The 16,136-nt window shown below is 41.0% G+C and carries 16 protein-coding genes and 1 pseudogene; 15 read left to right on the top strand and 2 right to left on the bottom strand.

All coding sequences use genetic code 11. The features are described 5' to 3' along the window. Positions 1 to 226: 226 nt before the first annotated feature. The gene (locus ACVPON_RS06035; protein WP_462877159.1) at positions 227 to 760 is read right to left on the bottom strand and encodes a TetR/AcrR family transcriptional regulator; all 534 of its coding nucleotides are present in this window, start codon (positions 758 to 760) and stop codon (positions 227 to 229) included. A 199-nt stretch (positions 761 to 959) separates the two neighbouring features. Between ACVPON_RS06035 and ACVPON_RS06030 the strand changes: the two genes are divergently transcribed. From ACVPON_RS06030 to glnA, 15 genes and pseudogenes are all read left to right on the top strand, one after another. Further along, positions 960 to 3,428 (top strand): YhgE/Pip family protein, encoded by a 2,469-nt coding sequence (locus ACVPON_RS06030; RefSeq protein WP_462877156.1) that lies wholly within the window; start codon positions 960 to 962, stop codon positions 3,426 to 3,428. 499 nt (positions 3,429 to 3,927) lie between these two features. Then, positions 3,928 to 4,341 carry a 30S ribosomal protein S12 gene (gene rpsL / locus ACVPON_RS06025; RefSeq protein ID WP_018379166.1) on the top strand — a complete coding sequence of 138 codons (414 nt, stop codon included), beginning with the start codon at positions 3,928 to 3,930 and terminating at the stop codon, positions 4,339 to 4,341. Between the two features lie 18 nt (positions 4,342 to 4,359). Further along, positions 4,360 to 4,830, top strand: a complete 471-nt coding sequence (gene rpsG / locus ACVPON_RS06020) for a 30S ribosomal protein S7 (protein ID WP_067087676.1) — start codon at positions 4,360 to 4,362, stop codon at positions 4,828 to 4,830. Positions 4,831 to 5,266: 436 nt separating this feature from the next. Beyond that, positions 5,267 to 7,348: an elongation factor G gene (fusA, locus tag ACVPON_RS06015; RefSeq protein WP_462877154.1), complete on the top strand. Its 2,082-nt coding sequence runs from the start codon at positions 5,267 to 5,269 to the stop codon at positions 7,346 to 7,348. 56 nt (positions 7,349 to 7,404) lie between these two features. Next, positions 7,405 to 8,022: a hypothetical protein gene (locus ACVPON_RS06010; RefSeq protein WP_462877152.1), complete on the top strand. Its 618-nt coding sequence runs from the start codon at positions 7,405 to 7,407 to the stop codon at positions 8,020 to 8,022. 185 nt (positions 8,023 to 8,207) lie between these two features. Beyond that, positions 8,208 to 9,218: a type I glyceraldehyde-3-phosphate dehydrogenase gene (gene gap, locus ACVPON_RS06005; protein ID WP_462877150.1), complete on the top strand. Its 1,011-nt coding sequence runs from the start codon at positions 8,208 to 8,210 to the stop codon at positions 9,216 to 9,218. Positions 9,219 to 9,364: 146 nt separating this feature from the next. Then, a complete protein-coding gene (locus tag ACVPON_RS06000) occupies positions 9,365 to 10,564 on the top strand; it encodes a phosphoglycerate kinase (RefSeq protein ID WP_462877148.1) in 1,200 nt (399 codons plus the stop codon). Between the two features lie 299 nt (positions 10,565 to 10,863). Next, positions 10,864 to 11,047: pseudogene (locus ACVPON_RS05995) on the top strand (hypothetical protein). Continuing rightward, positions 11,028 to 11,174, top strand: coding sequence for an IS66 family insertion sequence element accessory protein TnpB (gene tnpB, locus ACVPON_RS05990; protein WP_462877146.1), 147 nt, complete (start codon positions 11,028 to 11,030; stop codon positions 11,172 to 11,174). The pseudogene ACVPON_RS05995 and the gene tnpB overlap by 20 nt, the downstream one beginning before the upstream one ends. Positions 11,175 to 11,235: 61 nt before the next feature. Beyond that, positions 11,236 to 11,706, top strand: a complete 471-nt coding sequence (locus ACVPON_RS05985; RefSeq protein WP_462877180.1) for a transposase — start codon at positions 11,236 to 11,238, stop codon at positions 11,704 to 11,706. 296 nt (positions 11,707 to 12,002) lie between these two features. Continuing rightward, on the top strand, positions 12,003 to 12,683 hold the full coding sequence (locus tag ACVPON_RS05980; protein WP_462877145.1) for a hypothetical protein: 681 nt from the start codon (positions 12,003 to 12,005) through the stop codon (positions 12,681 to 12,683). Beyond that, complete coding sequence (locus ACVPON_RS05975) at positions 12,646 to 13,008, top strand: hypothetical protein (protein ID WP_462877143.1); 363 nt, start codon at positions 12,646 to 12,648, stop codon at positions 13,006 to 13,008. The genes ACVPON_RS05980 and ACVPON_RS05975 overlap by 38 nt, the downstream gene beginning before the upstream one ends. 392 nt (positions 13,009 to 13,400) lie before the next feature. After that, positions 13,401 to 13,907: an FUSC family protein gene (locus ACVPON_RS05970; RefSeq protein WP_462877141.1), complete on the top strand. Its 507-nt coding sequence runs from the start codon at positions 13,401 to 13,403 to the stop codon at positions 13,905 to 13,907. A gap of 84 nt (positions 13,908 to 13,991) precedes the next feature. Further along, positions 13,992 to 14,351 (top strand): MerR family transcriptional regulator, encoded by a 360-nt coding sequence (locus ACVPON_RS05965; RefSeq protein WP_462877139.1) that lies wholly within the window; start codon positions 13,992 to 13,994, stop codon positions 14,349 to 14,351. 53 nt (positions 14,352 to 14,404) lie between these two features. After that, positions 14,405 to 15,751: a type I glutamate--ammonia ligase gene (glnA, locus tag ACVPON_RS05960; protein WP_462877136.1), complete on the top strand. Its 1,347-nt coding sequence runs from the start codon at positions 14,405 to 14,407 to the stop codon at positions 15,749 to 15,751. Between the two features lie 251 nt (positions 15,752 to 16,002). Here glnA and ACVPON_RS05955 read toward each other — a convergent pair. Then, positions 16,003 to 16,136 (bottom strand): transposase (locus tag ACVPON_RS05955; protein ID WP_462877177.1); only part of this gene is annotated, 134 nt, incomplete at its 5' end.

Here is a 16,136-nt window from a genome sequence, read left to right as displayed (position 1 = left end):
TCTAAATGCAAACGGAAAAATACTGACCGAATGTTATCGTCCAGTGGATTATGAGAAAATAGAGTTCCCTCAAGCTCCCAAGTCATAAAAGAAATGTAGCTATTTCGACCTGGGCTAATCAACTACTGTTAGGCATCAACTAAATGACGATAAAACTTACGATTTATCAAGTGAAATCATTCTCTTTTTTTGAAGTAAAAAATCCACTGCTAGGAGTGGATTGGACTTATGGTAATAGTTTGAGGACTAGGGTGGTCATCTCGGTTGGGGATTCTGTCTTACCCTTGTTGATCCATGCTTGGACGATGCCAAAGAAGGCATGAGCGAGGTAAATGCTACGGTAGTCTTTTTCCACTGTAGATAGGGGGTCAAGACCGTTGTGGTCTGTCAGGTCATTATTGATGAAGAGGCGGACCTTATTGATGAGAAAGGCTTGGATTTCCTGGCTGCCATTGTGGGTGAGGAGGGCAGATAGGAGCTGTTCACGAGAGAGGAGAACGAAGATTTCAAGGAAAACTTTTCTTCGCTCGTCTTTATATTGGGTAATAATATCTTCTATCTCGATAAATAGAGCCTCTTGATAGGCTTCAATCAGTTGGTATTTATCCCGATAGTGGGTATAAAAGCTGGAGCGACTGATACCAGCTGTCTGGGCTAGGTGTGTGGTCGTAATCTCATTGAATGGTTGGTGCTGTAAGCAGGACACCATGGCTCCTAAAATGGCTTTTTTTGTTTCCTGACGTCGTGTATCTGTGCCCATCATTTCTCCTTTTGTACAGTGTTGGACAATGTGTCTAAAATTAGGTTTTGAAACTTGCTTTTGTCTCCTAGCCTTGTATAATAAACTATATCACATTTTGGACAGAGTGTCTAATATTCATCAAGGATAAGAATCTGAGGTAGTTGTTTTTAGTCTGCTATGGTCAGAGTTGGGTTGATAGAATATAAAGGAGAGGATCATGTTAGAACAACTGAAGTATGTCTTAAAAAAACCAAGTCTATGGATTGTGATGATTGGGGTCGCCTGTATTCCAGCTCTGTACAATCTGAGTTTTTTAACCTCTATGTGGGATCCGTATGGAAATGTCAAGAACTTGCCTGTTGCAGTGGTCAATGAAGACCAGCCATCTGAATTTCAGGGCAAGGACTTAACGATAGGACAGGATATGGTAGCGTCGATGAAAGAAAGTAATAGCCTTGACTTTCATTTTGTATCGAGTGAAGATGCGTCAGAAGGCTTAGAGGCTGGTGACTATTATATGGTCGTGACCCTGCCTGCTGATCTATCCCAAAAGGCTGCGACCCTCTTGACAGATAAACCAGAGCAATTGGAGATTGCATACCAGACGTCAAAAGGTCATAGTTTTGTCGCTGCAAAAATGGGCGAATCCGCTATGACAAAGCTTCAAGAATCTGTGTCTGAAAAGATTACCCAGACCTATACGAGAGCTGTATTTTCGAGTATGTCACAATTACAAGCTGGTTTAGGTCAGGCTGCGGATGGGAGTTGGCAACTCTATCAGGGGAGTCAGGCTCTGGCAGCAGGTGGACAGACCTTAGCAAGTGGCTTAGGGACGCTTGCTAACTCCACCCAAACCCTGTCAGAAGGAGCAGGTCAACTCCAGTCAGGTCTTGTTCAATATACGGATAGTGTGGCTCAGGCTGCAGCGGGTGGAACAAGCCTTGTAAGTGGTTTATTGCCTTATACGAATGGCGTAGGAAGTCTAGCGGGAGGAGCAAGTCAGCTCGATAGCAAGTCGGCTGAATTGCGCGCAGGAGCTCAGCAATTGCAGTCTGGTCAAGATCAGATTCAAAAGCTGGTTGATGGAGCCAATCAAATTAGCAATAGTTTGTCCCAATTGGCTATAGCTACAGCCCCAACCAAGGAACAGGAAGAAAGTTTGGCAAGTTTGGTTCAAGGTTTGTCCAGCTTGCAGGTAGGAATCAATGATTTGGATACAAGGGTGTCAGGCTTGACCCCTCCAAGTCTTGATACCGCGGGAATAACAGCTCGTTTACAGATGATTGGGGCTCAGGCACAAGCCATCATTACCTCTAGCCAAACAGATAAAGAAGCTAGTGTAGCAGCTCTTCAAGCAACATCGGCTTATCAGGCTATGGATGCTGGACAACAAGCAGAATTAGTAGCAGCTCTTGAGGGGGCTCCGTCTACCAGAGTGTCGCAGGCACAGGAGATTTTACAAGAACTTGCTAGTTTAGAGAGTACGCTTGCATCATTGGAAAATGCCGGTGAGATGACAGATCAAGTAGCAGGCTTGAAAATAGGAGTGCAGCAGTTGGCGGACGGTGCTAACCAGGCCTTGCCAGGTGCTACTACGGCAATCACAGAGCTGTCAGGGGGGATTCGCCAAGCCAATAGTGCCCTTTCCCAATTAGCCTCAGGTAGTCAAACCTTGTCAGGAGGTGTCAGCCAATTGCAGTCTGAGTTAGCAAGTGGCGGTGCTCGTCTTGCACAGGGAATCAACCTCTATACTGATGCGGTTTCCCAGTTAAGCAGTGGTGCCAATCAATTAGCTGAAAACAATGCCAAGGTCATAGCAGGTGCAGATCAATTGGCATCAGGGCTTGGGACCTTAAATACGAACTCGGCTACCCTTGTCGCGGGTGCAGGGCGCTTAGCCGATGGAGCTACTCAATTGCAGGCCGGTGCAGGTCAGTTGCAAAATGGTGGTCAAGAATTGGTCACTGGAGTTGGTAAACTCCAGACAGGAACAGAAAGTCTGGCAGCTTCTTTGGGTCAGGCTCATGAGCAACTATCTCTTGTCGCTGTCGATCGCCAAAATGCAGACCTAGTATCTAAACCTGTGACACTATCGCACCAAGATAGGGATAAGGTTGCAACCAATGGGGTCGGTATGGCACCTTATATGGTGTCTGTTGCCTTGATGGTTGCGGCTCTTTCAACCAATGTTATTTTTGCAAAACGTATTGATGGAAAAGCCTATACGTCACGTTCAGAATGGGCAGTAAATAAGTTAGTGATCAATGGTACGATTGCTACCTTAGCGAGTGTCATTCTGTATGGGACCCTCCGTTTGATCGGCATTGTTCCAAGCTATCCCCTTGCAACCTTTGGTCTGATACTTCTTGCAGCATGGACTTTCATGACCTTGGTTACTGCCTTGATTGGCTGGAATAATCACTTAGGTTCCTTTGTTGCCTTGATTCTCTTATTGTTACAGTTGGGCTCAAGTGCAGGAACCTATCCGATTGAGTTAAGTCCAGGCTTCTTCCAAAGGGTTCAACCTTACTTACCGATGACCTATACAGTATCAGGTCTCCGTCAGACCATTTCTATGGGAAATCAAATTCATCACCAAGTGAGCCTGTTGATGGTCTTCCTCATTGGATTTATGGCACTCGGTCTCCTTATTTTCCGTCCAGCTCCTTCCTATATGGAGGAATAGGAGGACCATGGGATATGAAAGTGAGCAAAACCAGTTCTCTATAAGTGAGGGCTGGTTTCCTATTGAAATAGAATGTACGAATCAGTTGTTGAGGCTAGGTTCGGACGTGAAATGCGAACGAATAGGGCTGATACTATTTCCATCGATTTGTTTTCAATTTTCATAGTATAACAGCCATTGAAGCAATCAAGGGCTACGTCATTCTCTTTTTTACACAGCTCGTAGGCTGTGTTCAATTAAGATGTGAGGACGTGAAGAAAACGGAAAAAATAAGGAATTGGAGCAGATTGATAATAAGGGGTGCAGTGTTATGATAATCGAAAAAGGATAGTTGACACAAGGTATTGTTTATGATATGATGATAAACGGTACTTTTTACTTTTGGTCTCTCAAAAGTGTACAGAGACGTGCTGACAAATAGTTGCAAAGTACACGTGGATAGGGGCTGTCACCGAGTGCTCTATCAACCAAAAATAAAAATTTATACAGGAGAATGTAGATGCCTACAATTAACCAGTTGGTACGTAAACCACGTAAGTCTAAAGTAGAAAAATCTAAATCACCAGCTTTGAACGTTGGTTACAATAGCCGTAAAAAAGTTCAAACAAATGTTTCTTCACCACAAAAACGTGGTGTTGCGACTCGTGTCGGAACAATGACACCTAAAAAACCGAACTCTGCCCTTCGTAAATTTGCTCGTGTTCGTTTGAGCAACTTGATTGAAGTAACTGCTTATATCCCAGGTATCGGACACAACTTGCAAGAGCACAGTGTGGTGCTTCTTCGTGGTGGACGTGTAAAAGACCTTCCAGGGGTACGTTACCATATCGTTCGTGGTGCACTTGATACAGCAGGTGTAACGGATCGTAAACAAGGCCGTTCTAAATACGGTACAAAACGTCCAAAAGGGTAAGAAAGGGGATAAAGATAAATGAGTCGTAAAAACCAAGCGCCTAAGCGCGAAGTATTGCCAGATCCGCTTTACAATTCAAAATTAGTAACACGTTTAATCAACCGCGTAATGCTTGATGGAAAACGTGGTACAGCAGCTTCTATTGTATATGGTGCTTTTGATCAAATCAAAGAAGCTACTGGAAACGATGCACTTGAAGTATTCGAAACAGCGATGGAAAACATCATGCCTGTACTTGAAGTACGTGCTCGCCGTGTCGGTGGTTCTAACTATCAAGTCCCAGTTGAAGTTCGTCCAGAACGTCGTACAACTCTTGGACTTCGTTGGTTGGTAACCATTGCACGTAACCGTGGTGAACACACGATGGTTGACCGTCTTGCAAAAGAAATCATGGATGCAGCAAACAACACAGGTGCAGCTGTTAAGAAACGTGAAGATACTCACCGTATGGCAGAAGCGAACCGTGCATTTGCCCACTTCCGTTGGTAATCTAAGATGTGAGAGCGTTAAGCAAGTCCTAGACAAAATAGGAAAAATGACGACGAAGCTCCAGCTTCTAGGAAGATTTATCTTTTTGGCAGTGACTTGTAGCTCGAACTCAATTGGATTGAGATGTTGGGCGTTTAGCCTGAGCTCAATTCTAAGATGTGAGAGCGTTAAACAAATACTCGCTAAAATAGGAAACTTGACGAGGAGACCTTGGTCTCTAGCAAGTTTTCTCCCTAAGGGATTCTATTTTCTAGGCTCCGAAGATATGCTATGCCTTTGGAGTTAGGAAGCTGTATCTTTGCTAGGTCAATTAGCAGACTTGCTAACTTGGACCAATACATAAATAGCATGTAACGGGTAGGTCCTGCCTATCCGTTTTTTTCTAAAAATATGCTATAATGAGATGTAACTAAATTTAACAAAATAGGAGAACATAATGGCACGCGAATTTTCATTAGAAAAAACTCGTAATATCGGTATCATGGCTCACGTCGATGCTGGTAAGACAACTACAACTGAGCGTATTCTTTACTATACTGGTAAAATCCATAAAATCGGTGAGACACACGAAGGTGCTTCACAAATGGATTGGATGGAGCAAGAGCAAGAACGCGGAATCACAATTACATCTGCTGCAACAACGGCACAATGGAATGACCATCGTGTAAACATCATCGACACACCAGGGCACGTGGATTTCACTATTGAAGTACAACGTTCTCTTCGTGTATTGGACGGTGCGGTAACGGTTCTTGACTCACAATCAGGGGTTGAGCCACAAACAGAAACTGTTTGGCGTCAAGCGACTGAATATGGGGTACCTCGTATCGTATTTGCCAATAAAATGGATAAAATCGGTGCAGATTTCCTTTACTCAGTGAGCACCCTTCATGAGCGCTTGCAAGCAAATGCTCACCCAATCCAATTGCCAATCGGTGCAGAAGATGATTTCCGTGGAATCATTGATTTGATCAAGATGAAAGCTGAAATCTACACAAATGACCTTGGTACAGATATTCTTGAAGAAGAGATTCCAGCTGAATACCTTGAACAAGCTCAGGAATATCGTGAAAAATTGGTAGAAGCAGTTGCTGAAACAGATGAAGACTTGATGATGAAATACCTTGAAGGTGAAGAAATCACCAACGAGGAATTGAAAGCTGCTATCCGTAAAGCGACAATCAATGTTGAATTTTTCCCAGTATTGTGTGGTTCTGCCTTCAAAAATAAAGGGGTTCAATTGATGCTTGATGCGGTTATCGACTACCTTCCAAGCCCAGTTGATATTCCAGCAATCAAAGGGATTAACCCAGATACAGATGCTGAAGAAGAGCGTCCAGCTTCAGATGAAGAGCCATTTGCAGCTCTTGCCTTCAAGATTATGACAGACCCATTCGTAGGTCGTTTGACCTTCTTCCGTGTCTACTCAGGTGTTCTTAACTCTGGTTCATACGTGATGAATACTTCTAAGGGCAAACGTGAACGTATCGGACGCATCCTTCAAATGCACGCGAATAGCCGTCAAGAAATCGAAACGGTTTACTCAGGTGATATCGCTGCTGCCGTTGGTTTGAAAGACACCACAACTGGTGACTCATTGACAGATGAGAAGGCAAAAGTAATCCTTGAGTCAATCAACGTTCCAGAACCAGTTATCCAATTGATGGTTGAGCCAAAATCAAAAGCAGACCAAGACAAGATGGGTGTTGCCCTTTCTAAATTGGCTGAAGAAGACCCAACATTCCGTGTTGAAACCAACGTTGAAACTGGTGAAACTGTTATCTCTGGTATGGGAGAGCTTCACTTGGATGTCCTTGTTGACCGTATGCGCCGTGAGTTCAAGGTTGAAGCAAACGTAGGTGCTCCTCAAGTATCTTACCGTGAAACCTTCCGTGCTTCAACTCAAGCCCGTGGATTCTTCAAGCGTCAATCAGGTGGTAAGGGTCAATTCGGTGATGTATGGATTGAATTTACTCCAAACGAAGAAGGAAAAGGATTCGAGTTTGAAAATGCAATCGTCGGTGGTGTGGTTCCACGTGAATTTATCCCAGCGGTTGAAAAAGGATTGGTTGAATCCATGGCAAACGGGGTGCTTGCTGGTTACCCAATCGTTGACGTGAAAGCAAAACTTTATGACGGTTCATACCACGATGTCGACTCATCTGAAACTGCCTTTAAGGTTGCGGCTTCTCTTGCCCTTAAAGAAGCAGCCAAATCTGCACAACCAGTTATCCTTGAGCCGATGATGCTTGTAACCGTTACTGCACCAGAAGATAACCTTGGTGACGTTATGGGACACGTAACAGCTCGTCGTGGACGTGTAGACGGTATGGAAGCTCGTGGGAATACACAAATCGTTCGTGCCTATGTGCCACTTGCTGAAATGTTTGGTTATGCAACAGTTCTTCGTTCAGCTACACAAGGACGCGGTACCTTCATGATGGTATTTGACCACTACGAAGATGTACCGAAGTCAGTACAAGATGAAATCATTAAGAAAAACGGCGGTAACGCTTAATTAGACGTTAAAGGATGAGGGTCTCCTCATCCTATTTTTTATCATAAAGGAGTCGAATGATGAGGAAAAATACTGGTTTTTTATTTGGACCTATTATCTGGACAGCTTTTACAGCCCTTATTGGTGGATTATTTTGGAAAATATTTGTCACCGATGCACCGGCAGGGACAGATACTAGCCTGTTTACAATAGGGATTCCCTTGATTGTTGTTCTTGTTTTTGTCATCTTATTAGTATTAGAGTATGGTAAGGTAAAAGAGCGGATTGCCCGCTATGCAGCATTTGAGAAACTGTTTCCAGAGTTGCCAGGTGGAGTTGTGGCTCTACCAGAGAAGGCAGACTTTTACAAACAGTTCTATCTTGCTGTTTATAAGAATTATTTCATTAGCAATTGGGAATTTGACTTTATTGATTTACATACTGTTTCTGTCATTTATTATGAGCGAACAGCTGCGATTAGGCGCCGTGGTCAGGCCATTGTGGGAGATGAACCTCAGCTTATTTTTATCACTAAATCAGGCGAGAAGAAGATTATAAAACTAGGTCTGGGTGCCCCAACTGAGGATATAAGCCCTGTTTTGGCATACATTGCGAGTATTGCCCCAGAGATTCGTTATGGCCTGAATAAGGTTAGCTTTGAAGAGTATCGTCCTATTTTGGAGGAAATGAGATAGAAGAAAAAATGGAGAGATTTGGTTGATTTTCTGCTAATCAAAAACTTGCTTTTTTTGCGAAATAGGTATATAATAAAAATGTTGAAAGGTGACTTGGATATTTACAAGTTAAAATTTTCACAAAAGGTTAAAAGGGAATCCTTTTAAAATAATAGAACTCGATTTTCATAAGGAGGAAATCATTCATGGTAGTTAAAGTTGGTATTAACGGTTTCGGTCGTATCGGACGTCTTGCATTCCGCCGTATCCAAAATGTAGAAGGTGTTGAAGTTACTCGTATCAACGACCTTACAGATCCAGCAATGCTTGCACACTTGTTGAAGTATGACACAACTCAAGGTCGTTTCGACGGTACTGTTGAAGTAAAAGATGGTGGATTCGAAGTAAACGGTAAATTCGTTAAAGTTTCTGCAGAGCGTGAACCAGGAAACATTGACTGGGCAACTGATGGTGTAGAAATCGTTCTTGAAGCTACAGGATTCTTCACTTCTAAAGAAAAAGCAGAGCAACATATCCATGCAAACGGTGCTAAGAAAGTTGTCATCACTGCACCTGGTGGAAACGATGTGAAAACAATTGTATTCAACACAAACCACGACATTCTTGACGGTACTGAAACAGTTATCTCAGGTGCTTCATGTACAACAAACTGTTTGGCTCCAATGGCGAAAGCTCTTCACAACAGCTTCGGTATTGTTGAAGGTTTGATGACTACAATCCACGGTTATACTGGTGACCAAATGGTTCTTGATGGACCACACCGCGGTGGTGACCTTCGTCGTGCTCGTGCTGCAGCAGCAAACATCGTTCCAAACTCAACTGGTGCTGCAAAAGCAATCGGTCTTGTTATTCCAGAATTGAACGGTAAATTGGACGGAGCTGCACAACGTGTTCCTGTTCCAACTGGATCAGTGACTGAATTGGTAGCAGTTCTTGAGAAGAACGTGACTGCTGACGAAGTAAACGCTGCAATGAAAGCTGCTTCAAACGAGTCTTACGGTTACACTGAAGACCCAATCGTTTCTTCAGACATCGTAGGTATCTCATTTGGTTCATTGTTTGATGCAACTCAAACAAAAGTTCTTGATGTTGACGGCAAACAATTGGTGAAAGTTGTTTCTTGGTACGACAATGAAATGTCTTACACTTCACAACTTGTTCGTACGCTTGAGTACTTTGCAAAAATCGCAAAATAATCAGATAAAAGGCAAGGTCGTTTGAACTTGCCTTTTTTGGTGGAACTCTTGCTTTTTAGTCAGAATTTTTGTGAAATCTTTCCCATCATTTCCGAAAATATGGTATAATGAAGGAGTAAAAAATAAAGAATAGGAGTCTTTGTAAAATGGCAAAACTTACTGTAAAAGACGTTGACTTGAAAGGGAAGAAAGTCCTTGTTCGTGTTGACTTTAATGTACCTTTGAAGGACGGTGTGATTACGAATGATAATCGTATTTCAGCGGCACTTCCTACTATCCAGTACATTCTTGAGCAAGGTGGACGTGCAGTGCTCTTCTCTCACCTTGGTCGTGTGAAAGAAGAGGCAGACAAGGAAGGAAAATCTCTTGCTCCAGTTGCTGCGAACTTGGCAGAAAAATTAGGTCAAGATGTTGTCTTTCTTCCAGGGGTAACTCGTGGTGCTGAGCTTGAAGGAGCGATCAATGGGCTTGAAGATGGTCAGGTTCTTTTGGTTGAAAACACTCGTTTTGAAGACGTTGATGGTAAGAAAGAATCTAAAAACGATGCAGAACTTGGTCAATACTGGGCTTCTCTTGGAGACGGAATTTTTGTCAATGACGCATTTGGAACAGCTCATCGTGCGCACGCTTCAAACGTAGGGATTTCAGCAAACGTTGAAAAAGCAGTCGCAGGTTTCCTTCTTGAAAATGAAATTGCTTATATTCAAGAAGCGGTTGAAAATCCAGTTCGTCCATTTGTGGCTATTCTTGGAGGCTCAAAAGTTTCTGATAAGATTGGTGTGATTGAAAATCTCCTTGAAAAAGCAGATAAAGTTCTTATCGGTGGTGGAATGACCTACACCTTCTACAAGGCACAAGGGATTGAAATTGGAAACTCACTTGTGGAAGAAGACAAACTTGAGGTAGCGAAAAGCCTTCTTGAAAAAGCAAACGGAAAATTGATTTTGCCAGTTGACTCAAAAGAAGCGAATGCTTTTGCAGGCTATACGGAAGTGAAAGATACCGAAGGTGAAGCAGTTGACCCTGGTTTCCTTGGTCTTGACATCGGTCCAAAATCTATCGCAAAATTTGATGAAGCTCTTACAGGTGCAAAAACAGTTGTCTGGAACGGACCTATGGGTGTCTTTGAAAATCCTGACTTCCAAGCAGGGACAATCGGCGTAATGGATGCCATTGTTAAACAACCAGAAGTGAAATCCATCATCGGTGGTGGTGACTCAGCAGCTGCTGCGATCAATCTCGGTCGTGCAGATAAATTCTCATGGATTTCTACAGGTGGGGGTGCTTCTATGGAACTCCTAGAAGGTAAAGTCTTACCTGGACTTGCAGCCTTGACTGAGAAATAATGGTTGTGCCATTCGTCTCTCACAATCCTACTCTTGTAGAGGAGGGACAGGTTCCCCATTTTGTGCTAGTCCAAATAGTTTCGGTGTGCTTTGGGGAGTATGTAAGGTTAAAAACATACTAAGATTAGTAGTGAAGAAATCTCTGACGGGAGAGAGTACTCGCTGCTTTTTCTTTATAATAAAGTAGAGGTGTCTTGTTAAGTCGCGTGGTCTTTAGTAACCGCCCAATAACAAGGTACCTATCCAAGCACTTCCTCCTCCAGTATACTGTCATAAAAAACAAAACTGGAGGACTTATTATGTCACAGCCCATCGTCCCATTGACTGTTCCCCAATCTCGTCGCTTTGAAAAGAAAAGCAGAAACGATATTGATGAAAATTCGTCTCGGAAAAGTGGAGGTCACATTCTTCCAATCGATCAACCAAGAGGTATTAGAAACAATCTTGAATAAGGTGCTGCATTATGACCATCCGACTCAGTGATTTAGGTCAAGTCTACTTGGTCTGCGGGAAAACGGATATGCGTCAGGGGATTGATTCTCTAGCCTATCTTGTCAAAAGTCAACTTAACCTAGGTCCCTTTTCAGGTCTATCTCTTCTGCGGAGGTAGAAAAAAGACAACTAGCTACAAAGAACAAAATCCCAAACAAGTTCAACGCTATCTTGATGTACTGGCAGTACTAAGTGATTTACCCATTATCTATATTGATGAAACAGGGATTGATACTTACCTTTATCGAAAAAAAGGGCGTGCTATAAGAGGCAAAAAAGCGTACGCTAAGATTAGCGGTAGACGATTTGGATGCATATCTGTTGTAGCTGGACAAAGTGGTCATCCGTTAATTGCCCCTATGATTTATTACCAGAGTATGACGAGTGATTTTTTTGTAGAATGGTTCAAAACCCAACTGCTACCAAGTTTATCAGAACGCCATATCATTATTATGGATAACGCTAGCTTTCATCCCAAAAACAGACTTGATCAACTTTGTATAGAACAACATCATCACTTTCTTCCACTTCCTGCTTATTCTCCAGAATTGAACCCTATTGAGCAAACCTGGGCTAATTTAAAGGAGAAAGTGAGGGAATTACTAAGAAAAAAGGTCTCTGTGTGGGAAGCTCTAGAATTCTGTTTATAAACTAAATGACCATACCAACTTGTCCCAAAGTAAGTTCTACCTTATTTTCTTGTCTCAGTCTAATTTCCAGTTTTTGCGACAGACTGGAACTTACTTTGGGAATTTACAGTTTTAAAATATATAAATTTTATAGTGAGAACGCTTGCTTTTTTTTTTGAATTTAGTATTATAATAAAAGTGGATTAAGTAGTTCTTTATTCCTGCTAAAAAATTTTTAGAGAATAGAAAGGAGGAATACACAGGAATAAAGGAGGTGAAATATTAAACTTTTATAACAATAGAGAGGAGTTTGTTATATGAAACAAATAAAACGTTTTTGTGTTGGAATAGCTAGTTTGGTTGTTCTATCTGGAAATATGATTCCAACACTTGCATATGCTAATGAGATAATGAATGCCGAACATGATATTTTCTCAACTTCTGAAATTCCCAATTTAAAACATAGTCCATTATTTGAAGGAGTATATCAAAGGAATTTGGATAAACAGATTGTATCTAAATTTGATGAGGAAGGACATTTAATTACACAAATTTTAGATGAAAATGACAATATTTTAGTTTCTGAAATATATAAAATTGATGATAATACATTTATAACAACCTCATCTGATTCTAAAAATTCTTATTTAGAAACTACAGATAGGTATGGTCAGTCTAATTTGGGTGTGTACAAGAAGGAAAAAATCAGAGTTTCTAGAGATGTTGTAGGCACTGGTATAGCAATACCTAGGGGAGCTGTTGACAATGCTGTTAACCTCGGTGCAGAGGCAACATTGTCATATATTGGAGGATTATTTGGTATAACAGCAGCAACTGTTAATCAAATATTAGCTTTTACTGGAGTTGGTTGGAGTTTAGGAGAGATGATGGGGAGAGCTTTAGATACTAATGGAAATGGCTGGATAGCTCTTTATACGAGACCTAGGAGAGCGTATCCTGGTGGTCCAATTACTTCCTATGACCATAAAACGGATTAATATTTTAAAACTTTCTAAAAGTTTTTTACAAAGCCAGCTGTGTGTGGTTCTTTTGATTATTCTTTTATCCATTATTTTTAAAGACTTTTCTTTTCTATCATTAAAATTATTTTATACTCCAATTATTTATACATATTTTGCATATAATAAAAATGTAAAGACATTTATTATTTCTGGTTTTTTAGATGGCATTTGTTCAGAGGTTTTGAAATTAATTCAAATTAATCAATTTAATCTTAACATTGTATTTATTTGTTTATATCTATTATTTTTATCCATTGTTTATTTTGTTTTTCTAAAATATTTGGAAAAAGATAGTATTTAGATAAATCTATATCCGTTATGCTTGTCACTTTCTAAAATGTTTATAATCATTAATGTTGAAGTTAAGGAGTTGGGAGTGAATTCTGTTAAATATTAGGGAGCAGATGTACTATTTTGAAAAGTAATAAGTGTTCTTGAAAAAGTCCATATTTTCGTTTTATGGGCTTTTTAATTTTTAACTGATTAAAATTCTCAAAGTGTTTAGAACGCTTTATGTTGTACTACAAGTTCCTTGTTTAGTAATAAAAGATAATCTTAAGCAGGATTCGGGAAGAGTTGATTTAGCTGAATGAGGCTACTAGACATTTTTTTGAAATAGTCTGTCAGAAGGAAGTTTGAGACATTAGTGGTATAATGGAGGAGTAGTCTTACTAGGAAGAAAAGAGGGTATATATGTTTAAGCAATATCGATTTAATCCCAAGCAATTTAAGTTAGGAATGCGAACCTTGAAATCCGGTTTAGCCGTTTTTTTAGTGATTTTACTCTTTGGTTTTTTCAGTCGTCAAGGAGCGCAGATTGCGGCCTTGACAGCTGTTTTTAGTCTGCGTGAGGATTTTGATAAGAGTGTGCATTTTGGTGCATCGCGTATCCTGGGTAATTCGATCGGCGGGGCCTATGCCCTCATCTTTTTTATCCTAAGTCAATCCTTTCATGAGCATCCCTTGGTGACGCTCATTGTTGTTCCGATTTGTGTCATGCTAACGATTATGACAAATGTGGCGATGAACAATAAGTCAGGTATTATCGGTGGAGTAGCAGCCCTTCTAATCATCACCTTGTCTATTCCGTCAGGGAATGCTATTCAGTATGTTTTTATCCGTGTCTTTGAGACATTCGTTGGTGTATTTATAGCCATTTTAGTAAATTCAGACCTTGAGAAACTAAAAAAAGGATTATAAAACGAACAATGTAAGAAAATATGACATAAAATATTGACGAATAGGTAAAATTCCCCTATAATAGTGGGCAGAAAGGAGCTTATCATGAGAGAGAAAGAATTTCGTAGGTCTTTAGCAGTTTTTCCGATTGGTAGTGTGATGAAATTGACGGATTTAACCGCTCGTCAGATACGCTACTATGAGGAGCAGGGATTGATTCATCCAGACCGTAATGAAGGCAATCGTAGGCTCTATTCGCTCAATGATATGGACCAGCTGTTGGAAATTAAGGATTTTCTCAATGAGGGTCTTAATATCGCAGCGATAAAAAAAGAGTATGCCAATCGTCAGGCTAGACCTCAGAAAGAGGCTGATAGCTTGACGGATGAAGATGTACGTCGTATTCTTCGTGATGAACTTCGCAATCAAGGGCGCTTTTCTAACCCTACCAGTATCTTTCGTTAGCCACCCATATGGCTAGGAATCTTATATTGAACAATAATAAAAGGAGACCATTTATGTCAATTACAGTAGCGGATATCAAACGGGATATTCAAGAGAAGAACGTTACTTTCATTCGCTTGATGTTTACAGATATCTTAGGAATTATGAAAAATGTTGAGATTCCAGCCACTGATGAACAAGTAGATAAGGTGCTATCTAATAAAGCCATGTTTGATGGATCTTCCATTGAAGGATTTGTCCGTATCAATGAGTCAGACATGTATCTTTATCCTGATTTAAACACATGGACTATTTTTCCTTGGGGAGATGAAAATGGTCGTGTAGCAGGCTTGATTTGTGATATTTATACGACAGAGGGAGAACCCTTTTCAGGAGATCCTCGTGGGAACTTGAAAAAAGCATTGCGCCACATGGAAAAAACAGGCTTTACCTCTTTCAACCTAGGTCCAGAACCAGAGTTTTTCCTTTTCAAAATGGATGAAAATGGCAATCCAACACTTGAGGTCAATGACAAGGGTGGTTATTTTGACCTTGCGCCAACGGATCTTGCCGATAACACCCGCCGTGAAATTGTGAATGTCTTAACTCAAATGGGCTTTGAAGTAGAGGCTAGTCACCATGAAGTAGCGGTAGGCCAGCATGAAATTGACTTTAAATACGCAGATGTATTAAAAGCCTGTGATAATATCCAAATTTTCAAATTAGTTGTAAAAACCATTGCCCGTAAGCACGGCTTGTATGCGACCTTTATGGCGAAACCTAAGTTTGGAATCGCAGGCTCAGGGATGCACTGTAATATGTCGCTCTTTGATAGCCAAGGAAATAATGCATTCTATGACCCAGCAGACCCTCGTGGTATGCAGTTGTCCAAAACAGCTTACTATTTCTTAGGTGGTTTGATGAAACACGCCTATAGTTATACAGCAATTATGAATCCAACGGTCAATTCTTATAAGCGTTTGGTACCGGGATTTGAAGCCCCTGTTTACATCGCTTGGGCTGGTCGTAATCGCTCACCTTTGATTCGCGTACCGGCATCTCGTGGTATGGGAACACGCTTAGAATTGCGCTCGGTTGATCCAACTGCCAATCCTTATTTGGCTATGGCAGTTTTATTAGAAGCTGGTCTAGACGGTGTGGAAAATAAGATTGAAGCTCCAGCACCAATAGAGTCAAACATCTATGCGATGAGTGAGGCAGAGCGTCAACAAGCAGGGATTGTGGACCTGCCATCTACACTTCACAATGCAATCAAGGCACTGCAAAATGATGATGTCGTAAAAGCAGCTTTGGGAGACCATATTTTCACAAACTTTGTTGAAGCTAAGAAAATTGAATGGGCAAGTTATGCGACCTATGTATCACAATGGGAAATTGACCACTATCTAGACTTGTATTAAGAGAGGAAATGGACTGGACTTGGTGTCCATGAGTGCTTTGCACACCCATAAAATCATGGAAGAGTCACAGCCCGCTAAGGTGGAAAGTAATACTCTTTCACAATCTTCTCAAACTTCGTCAGCCTTGCCGTAGGCTAGTAGAACCTTCGGTTCGCTTTCTAGTTTGCTTTTGGTTGAGTATAAAAGAAAGACTGTCAATACAAGACAGTCTTTTGTGGGCTCTTTGTCAACTGTAGTGGGTAGATGAAAAGCTAACACCTAGAGAGGACGAACTTCGTTCTCTCTTTCTTTACGTTTAAAGCAATCAAAATGCATTTTTTAAAGTTTTCAAAGTTCCTGAATCCAAAGGCATTTCTTTTAATGACTTTGATGAGATTGTTGGTTG

This window comes from Streptococcus sp. 1F3 (assembly GCF_054968985.1).
The sequence above is the reverse complement of the archived record's forward strand: the minus strand, read 5'-3'. Positions and strand labels throughout refer to the sequence as shown.

Coding starts and splice junctions, on each gene's coding strand:
- ACVPON_RS06035 (WP_462877159.1), bottom strand. CDS start 760: ATGGGCACAGATACACGACGTCAGGAAACAAAAAAAGCCATTTTAGGA.
- ACVPON_RS06030 (WP_462877156.1), top strand. CDS start 960: ATGTTAGAACAACTGAAGTATGTCTTAAAAAAACCAAGTCTATGGATT.
- rpsL (WP_018379166.1), top strand. CDS start 3,928: ATGCCTACAATTAACCAGTTGGTACGTAAACCACGTAAGTCTAAAGTA.
- rpsG (WP_067087676.1), top strand. CDS start 4,360: ATGAGTCGTAAAAACCAAGCGCCTAAGCGCGAAGTATTGCCAGATCCG.
- fusA (WP_462877154.1), top strand. CDS start 5,267: ATGGCACGCGAATTTTCATTAGAAAAAACTCGTAATATCGGTATCATG.
- ACVPON_RS06010 (WP_462877152.1), top strand. CDS start 7,405: ATGATGAGGAAAAATACTGGTTTTTTATTTGGACCTATTATCTGGACA.
- gap (WP_462877150.1), top strand. CDS start 8,208: ATGGTAGTTAAAGTTGGTATTAACGGTTTCGGTCGTATCGGACGTCTT.
- ACVPON_RS06000 (WP_462877148.1), top strand. CDS start 9,365: ATGGCAAAACTTACTGTAAAAGACGTTGACTTGAAAGGGAAGAAAGTC.
- tnpB (WP_462877146.1), top strand. CDS start 11,028: ATGACCATCCGACTCAGTGATTTAGGTCAAGTCTACTTGGTCTGCGGG.
- ACVPON_RS05980 (WP_462877145.1), top strand. CDS start 12,003: ATGAAACAAATAAAACGTTTTTGTGTTGGAATAGCTAGTTTGGTTGTT.
- ACVPON_RS05970 (WP_462877141.1), top strand. CDS start 13,401: ATGTTTAAGCAATATCGATTTAATCCCAAGCAATTTAAGTTAGGAATG.
- ACVPON_RS05965 (WP_462877139.1), top strand. CDS start 13,992: ATGAGAGAGAAAGAATTTCGTAGGTCTTTAGCAGTTTTTCCGATTGGT.
- glnA (WP_462877136.1), top strand. CDS start 14,405: ATGTCAATTACAGTAGCGGATATCAAACGGGATATTCAAGAGAAGAAC.